Genomic DNA, 6,933 nt, shown 5'->3' with positions numbered 1-6,933 from the left:
CGGTGGCGGTTGAGCGCGGAACTTTGCAGTGGGCGTTTGGACGGTTGATTGCCAATAGCGATATGCATGCGGGCAATCTCTCCTTCTTTACCGATGATGAGCGTTTTAGCCTGACACCGGCCTACGACATGTTGCCGATGGCGCTGGCACCTAATTCTCAGGGACACATGCGCGATGAGGTTAAACTAAGCCTGGATTTCTCGCTGCCTGGCGCCGTGTGGCGCGCTGCCAGCGCGATGGCGAAAATCTACTGGCAGGCGATTGCAGAGGATGCTGCGTTTAGCGCGAACTTCCGCAGCATCGCCGGACAGGCATTACAACAACTGGAAGCAATGGACGTGATGTTGCATAAAATGGCTTAACGCTCTTTTTCGGTCTCAGATGTTGCCGTTGCCGCCTCTTCTTCCTCTTTCTCTTTATCCTCTTTCACCGTGCGGCTCGCCGTTAGCAGGAACGGCGATTGCTGCCAGCGGGTGCGGCGGTCACGCAGCAGGGTGCGCGTCAGGATTATGCCGATGGCCAGCGCCAGTAACATCATCAGGCGCAGGATGTTGGTGGTGTTATCCACCTGACGCGATTCCGTCACCAGCACGTGGGTATCCAGCGTGACGCGCAGAAAACCTTGCGGGCCATCTTTGCCTTCCAGCGGCTGCACAATTTGGTGATTGAAGTAGCTGCCGGCACGTTTGCCATCCAGCGACAGGCGATCGCGCACATTAATGCTTTCGCCGCTGTGCGCCACCAGGCTGCCATCATCGGCGTAAACGGAGGCATCAAGAATGCGGCTGTTATCGGTCATCTGATTGAGGATCGCGGCAATCTGCGTGCGGTTATCGTCGCTGTTATCCATCAACGGTTTAAGGCTAAACGCCACCTGTTTAGTCAGCGTGCGCGCCAGTTCTTCCACTTGTTCAGAGCGTGCCATTTGATGGCCGAGGCTAAACCAGGATGCACCTTGCATCAGAACCACTAACAGAGCCAGCGAGATAAGAACAATCACCGTGCGATGCAGGCGAAATTTCAGTGCGGTTTTAACCATCAGAAACCCGTGTGATGTAACAGCAGAAAGGCTGGCAATTATGTTGCCAGAACCCGCGCAGACAAGGTAGCCTCTTGCGTGGTTTTGTTGTCCCTACAGGAGCTGTAATGCCAAATCGTCTTACCTGGTGCGATCTGCCCGCCGATGTTTCACTTTGGCCGGGTTTACCCCTTTCCCTCAGCGGTGATGAAGTGATGCCGCTGGATTACCGTGCCGGTCGAACTGGCTGGTTGCTGTATGGGCGCGGGCTCGATAAACAAAAACTCACCGATTATCAGCATAAGCTGGGTGCGGCGATGGTGATCGTTAGTGCCTGGAATGTCGATGAGTATCAGGTGATACGTCTGGCAGGCTCGCTGACGCCGCGCGCCAGCAAACTGGCGCATGAAGCCGGTTTTGATGTGGCGCCGCTTGGCAAAATCCCGCATCTGAAAACACCTGGCTTGCTGGTGATGGACATGGATTCCACCGCGATCCAGATTGAGTGCATCGATGAGATCGCCAAACTGGCGGGCTGCGGCGAGCAGGTGGCGGAAGTCACCGAGCGCACCATGCGCGGCGAGCTGGATTTCAAAGCCAGCCTGCGCGAGCGCGTCGGCACTTTAGCGGGCGCCGATGCCAATATCCTGATGCAGGTGCGCGACGCGCTGCCGCTGATGCCAGGCTTAACCACGCTGGTGCAGAAACTGCAGGCGCTGGGCTGGCAGGTGGCGATCGCCTCGGGCGGCTTCACCTTCTACGCCGACTATTTGCGCCAGACGCTGCATTTAGCTGCGGCGGTAGCCAACGAGCTGGAAATTCGCGACGGCAAGCTGACCGGCCAGGTGCTGGGACAGATTGTCGATGCCCAATTTAAAGCCGATACCCTGAACGATCTTGCCGAGCGCTTTAATATTGCCCCGGAACAAACCGTGGCGATTGGCGATGGTGCCAACGATCTGCCGATGATTAAAACGGCGGCGCTGGGTATCGCCTATCATGCTAAACCTAAAGTGAATGAGCAGACGGAAATCATCATCCGCCATGCTGACCTGATGGGCGTGTTCTGCATCCTGACCGGCAGCCTGATTCACGAAGAGCGTTAACTGAGGATTTGATTTGGCCAAAGCGGCAAAACGCGCCTTCGTTTGTAACGAATGCGGCGCTGATTATCCGCGCTGGCAGGGGCAATGCAGCGCCTGCCATGCGTGGAACACCATCACCGAGGTGCGCATTGCCGCCTCGCCTGCGGCGGCGCGTAACGAGCGTCTGAGCGGCTATGCCGGCGGCAACGCGGGCGTTAGCCGCGTGCAGAAGCTATCGGAGATCAGCCTCGAAGCCCTGCCGCGTTTCTCTACCAGTTTCAAAGAGTTCGACCGCGTACTGGGCGGCGGCGTGGTGCCGGGCAGCGCCATCTTGATTGGTGGTAATCCGGGCGCCGGTAAATCGACGCTGCTGCTGCAAGTCATGTGCAAGCTGGCGGAAGGGATGAGAACCCTGTACGTCACTGGCGAAGAATCACTGCAACAGGTGGCGATGCGCGCCCATCGTCTGGGATTACCCACCGAAAACCTCAACATGTTGTCGGAAACCAGCATCGAGCAGATCTGCCTGATCGCCGAGCAGGAGCAGCCGAAACTGATGGTGATCGACTCGATCCAGGTGATGCACATGGCGGAGATCCAATCCTCGCCGGGCAGCGTGGCGCAGGTGCGTGAAACGGCGGCGTACCTGACGCGCTTCGCCAAAACGCGCGGCGTGGCAATCATTATGGTCGGCCACGTCACCAAAGACGGTTCGCTGGCCGGTCCGAAGGTGCTGGAACACTGTATCGACTGTTCGGTGATGCTGGATGGCGATGCCGATTCCCGTTTCCGTACCTTGCGCAGCCATAAAAACCGCTTTGGCGCGGTGAATGAGCTCGGCGTGTTCGCCATGACCGAACAAGGCATGCGCGAAGTCAGCAATCCTTCGGCCATCTTCCTTTCACGCGGTGATGAGATCACCTCGGGCAGTTCGGTGATGGTGTTGTGGGAAGGCACGCGTCCGCTGCTGGTCGAGATTCAGGCGCTGGTGGACCATTCGATGATGGGCAATCCACGCCGCGTCGCTGTGGGGCTGGAGCAGAATCGCCTGGCGATCCTGTTAGCGGTGCTGCATCGCCACGGCGGCTTGCAGATGGCGGATCAGGATGTGTTTGTTAACGTGGTCGGCGGCGTAAAAGTCACCGAAACCAGCGTCGATTTGGCGCTGCTGATGGCGATGGTATCGAGCTTCCGCGATCGTCCGCTGCCGCAGGATCTGGTTATCTTTGGCGAAGTGGGCCTTGCCGGCGAAATTCGCCCGGTGCCGAGCGGTCAGGAGCGCATTTCCGAAGCGGCGAAGCACGGCTTTAAGCGCGCCATCGTCCCGGCCGGTAATGCACCGAAGAAACCGGTAGAAGGGATGAAGGTGTACAGCGCGAAGAAGCTGGCGGATGCGTTAGCGATTCTGGATGAGTTGTAAGTTTTCCCGGTCGGCATGAATGCCGACCCTACATTTGTAGGGTGCGCATTTATGCGCACCGTTTTAAAGGCCGCACCGCCCTTTATTCCACGCAGGAGGCACGCAATGTCATCATTTGACTACCTGAAAACAGCCATTCGCCAGCAAGGCCACACGCTGCAGCAGGTTGCCGACGCCAGCGGAATGACCAAAGGCTACTTAAGCCAGCTGCTCAACGCCAAAATTAAAAGCCCGAGCGCGCAGAAGCTGGAAGCGCTGCACCGTTTTCTTGGCCTGGAATTTCCGCGCCGCGATAAAACCGTTGGCGTGGTGTTCGGTAAATTTTATCCATTGCATACCGGCCATATCTATCTGATCCAGCGCGCCTGCAGTCAGGTCGATGAACTGCATATCATCATGGGCCACGACGATCCGCGCGATCGCGAACTGTTTGAAAACAGCGCCATGTCGCAGCAGCCGACCATCAGCGATCGATTACGCTGGTTGCTGCAAACCTTCAAATACCAGAAAAATATCCGCATCCATTCGTTCAATGAAGAGGGCATTGAGCCTTATCCGCACGGCTGGGATGTGTGGAGCGGCGGCGTTAAAACCTTTTTGGCTGAGCAAGGCATCGAACCAAATTGTGTCTACACCAGTGAAGAACCCGATGCCGCGATGTATGAGCAGCATCTTGGCATTCCGGCGGTGGTGATCGATCCCAATCGATCCTTTATGAATATCAGCGGCGGCCAGATTCGTCAGGATCCGTTCCGCTACTGGGAATACATCCCAACCGAAGTGAAGCCGTTCTTCGTGCGTACCGTGGCGGTGCTGGGCGGCGAGTCGAGTGGCAAATCAACGCTGGTAAACAAGCTGGCGAATATCTTCAACACCACCAGCGCCTGGGAATATGGCCGCGATTATGTTTTCTCGCACCTCGGTGGCGACGAGATGGCACTGCAATATTCCGACTACGACAAAATCGCGCTGGGCCAGGCGCAGTACATCGACTTCGCCGTGAAGTACGCCAGTAAAGTCGCCTTTATCGATACCGATTTCATCACCACGCAGGCGTTTTGCCTCAAGTACGAAGGGCGCGAGCACCCGTTTGTGCAGGCGTTAATTGATGAGTACCGTTTCGACCTGGTGATTTTGCTGGAAAACAATGTGCCGTGGGTGGCGGACGGATTGCGCAGCCTCGGCAGCTCCATGGATCGCCGCGAGTTCCAGACCATGCTGATCACCATGCTGCGTGAAAACAATATCGAGTTTGTTCACGTCAAAGAAGATGACTACGACACGCGCTTCCTGCGCTGCGTCGAGTTAGTGAAGCAGATGTTGGGCAGTTGATTCAGCCATAAAAAAAGGCGCCATGCGGCGCCTTTTTCACAGCAAAAGCCTTACTTCGTCATACGTTTGTACTTGATACGCTTCGGCTCCAGCGCATCGGCGCCGAGGGTGCGTTTCTTGTACTCTTCGTACTCGGTAAAGTTGCCTTCGAAGAACTCCACCTTGCCTTCATCTTGATAATCGATGATGTGGGTGGCGATACGGTCGAGGAACCAACGGTCATGCGAGATCACCATGGCACAGCCAGGGAATTCCAGCAGGGCGTTTTCCAGCGCGCGCAGGGTTTCGATGTCGAGGTCGTTGGTTGGTTCATCGAGCAGCAACAGGTTGCCGCCGACTTGCAGCAGCTTGGCGAGGTGCAGACGACCGCGCTCACCACCTGACAATTCACCTACGCGTTTGCCCTGATCGGTGCCTTTGAAGTTGAAGCGACCGACGTAAGCACGACTTGGCATCTCGGTGTTGCCCACGCGCATAATGTCCTGACCGCCAGACACTTCTTCAAACACGGTTTTGGAGTTGTCCATCGCGTCACGGAACTGATCAACCGACGCCAGCTTGACGGTTTCGCCCAGCTCGATGGTGCCGGAATCCGGTTGCTCCTGACCTGACATCATGCGGAACAGCGTAGATTTACCCGCGCCGTTCGGACCGATGATGCCGACAATCGCGCCTTTCGGTACCGAGAAGGTCAGATCGTCGATCAGCACGCGATCGCCATACGATTTCTTCAGATTGGTCACTTCCAGCACTTTGTCGCCGAGGCGTGCGCCAGGTGGAATGAAGAGTTCGTTGGTTTCGTTACGCTTCTGGTAATCGGTGTTGTTCAGCTCTTCAAAGCGTGCCAGACGGGCTTTGCCCTTGGATTGACGGCCTTTCGCGCCTTGACGCACCCACTCCAGTTCTTTCTCGATAGATTTGCGACGCGCCGCTTCAGAAGACGCTTCCTGCGCCAGACGCTGATCTTTCTGCTCCAGCCAGGAAGAGTAGTTACCTTCCCACGGAATACCTTCGCCGCGGTCCAGTTCCAGAATCCAGCCAGCCACGTTATCCAGGAAGTAACGGTCGTGCGTGATCGCCACAACGGTACCTTCGAAGTCATGCAGGAAGCGCTCGAGCCACGCCACGGATTCAGCGTCCAGGTGGTTAGTGGGTTCGTCGAGCAGCAGCATGTCTGGCTTTTCCAGCAGCAGACGGCACAGCGCCACGCGACGGCGCTCACCACCGGAAAGGGTCGCGATTTTGGCATCCCAGTCTGGCAGACGCATGGCATCAGCCGCACGGTTCAGTTGCGTATCGAGGTTGTGACCATCGTGCGCCTGGATCACTTCTTCCAGACGGCCCTGCTCAGCGGCCAGCTTGTCGAAATCCGCATCGGGATCGGCATACAGCGCATAAACTTCGTCGAGACGCTTCAGCGCGCCAACCACTTCGGAAACCGCTTCTTCAACGGATTCACGCACGGTGTGCTCCGGGTTCAGCTGCGGTTCCTGGGGCAGATAACCCACGTTGATGCCCGGCTGCGGGCGAGCTTCCCCTTCGATATCGGTATCGATACCGGCCATGATGCGCAGCAGCGTCGATTTACCCGAGCCGTTCAGGCCGAGCACACCGATTTTTGCTCCAGGGAAGAAGCTAAGAGAAATATTCTTCAGGATGTGACGCTTCGGCGGAACGACCTTGCCGACGCGATGCATGCTATAGACGAATTGAGCCACGTTGGATTGAGCCTTTTGGTCTGTGAGTTATGAACTTTAGGTACAGAAGTTTAGCTGTTTTCACCCTTTATTCATACCCGTCATACATCGGCTTGCCGCGGTCTTTATCGGTCACCATAAATGGCGACCCTACAACACATCTGCACGCTTTTGTAGGGTCGCCATTTATGGTGACCACATGCAATATCATCAACTTATGGCAAACGCAGCGGGATGTTTTGTTGCGCCAGCCAGCTCTTCAGCGCCGGTTCGGGCGCGCTATCGCTGACCAGCAAATCAAAACGGCGCAGTTCAGCAATGCGCGCCGGCAGCACTTTGCCAAATTTACTGCTGTCCGCCACCAGCACGCGCTGACGTGCG

Annotated in this window: 6 protein-coding genes and 1 pseudogene; 4 read left to right on the top strand and 3 right to left on the bottom strand. The window is 56.7% G+C overall.

The genetic code is table 11. The features are described from left to right. Positions 1-362, top strand: a 362-nt coding sequence (locus RTY00_RS16705) for a HipA domain-containing protein (RefSeq protein ID WP_312665189.1), incomplete at its 5' end; no start/stop codon positions are given. Here the strand turns inward: RTY00_RS16705 and RTY00_RS16700 are convergent. After that, a complete protein-coding gene (locus RTY00_RS16700) occupies positions 359-1,039 on the bottom strand; it encodes a YtjB family periplasmic protein (RefSeq protein WP_293797909.1) in 681 nt (226 codons plus the stop codon). The two genes, RTY00_RS16705 and RTY00_RS16700, sit on opposite strands and share 4 nt — an antisense overlap. A gap of 107 nt (positions 1,040-1,146) precedes the next feature. On the opposite strand from RTY00_RS16700, the gene serB reads away from it, so the two are divergent. The 3 genes from serB to nadR all read left to right on the top strand — a co-directional run bounded on the left by serB (position 1,147) and on the right by nadR (position 4,855). Beyond that, positions 1,147-2,124 (top strand): phosphoserine phosphatase, encoded by a 978-nt coding sequence (serB, locus tag RTY00_RS16695; protein ID WP_312665188.1) that lies wholly within the window; start codon positions 1,147-1,149, stop codon positions 2,122-2,124. A gap of 13 nt (positions 2,125-2,137) precedes the next feature. Further along, positions 2,138-3,523 (top strand): DNA repair protein RadA, encoded by a 1,386-nt coding sequence (gene radA / locus RTY00_RS16690; protein WP_312665187.1) that lies wholly within the window; start codon positions 2,138-2,140, stop codon positions 3,521-3,523. A gap of 105 nt (positions 3,524-3,628) precedes the next feature. Continuing rightward, positions 3,629-4,855, top strand: a complete 1,227-nt coding sequence (gene nadR / locus RTY00_RS16685; protein WP_154181774.1) for a multifunctional transcriptional regulator/nicotinamide-nucleotide adenylyltransferase/ribosylnicotinamide kinase NadR — start codon at positions 3,629-3,631, stop codon at positions 4,853-4,855. A 50-nt stretch (positions 4,856-4,905) separates the two neighbouring features. Here the strand turns inward: nadR and ettA are convergent, their stop codons facing one another. Together ettA and RTY00_RS16675 are read right to left on the bottom strand one after the other, a co-directional pair. Then, positions 4,906-6,573 (bottom strand): energy-dependent translational throttle protein EttA, encoded by a 1,668-nt coding sequence (ettA, locus tag RTY00_RS16680; protein WP_008101764.1) that lies wholly within the window; start codon positions 6,571-6,573, stop codon positions 4,906-4,908. A 194-nt stretch (positions 6,574-6,767) separates the two neighbouring features. Then, positions 6,768-6,933 (bottom strand): annotated as a pseudogene (locus RTY00_RS16675) (DNA-binding transcriptional repressor DeoR); the annotation flags it as partial.

Origin of the sequence: Pantoea sp. CTOTU49201 (assembly GCF_032054795.1) — a bacterium.
Classification (GTDB): Bacteria; Pseudomonadota; Gammaproteobacteria; order Enterobacterales; family Enterobacteriaceae; genus Pantoea; species Pantoea symbiotica.
Note: the sequence above shows the minus strand (reverse complement) of the source record. Positions and strands in the feature narration are given on the sequence as shown.

Excerpts from the sequence above, each read along its gene's own strand:
- nadR (WP_154181774.1), top strand. The coding sequence starts at position 3,629 with ATGTCATCATTTGACTACCTGAAAACAGCCATTCGCCAGCAAGGCCAC.
- serB (WP_312665188.1), top strand. The coding sequence starts at position 1,147 with ATGCCAAATCGTCTTACCTGGTGCGATCTGCCCGCCGATGTTTCACTT.
- RTY00_RS16700 (WP_293797909.1), bottom strand. The coding sequence starts at position 1,039 with ATGGTTAAAACCGCACTGAAATTTCGCCTGCATCGCACGGTGATTGTT.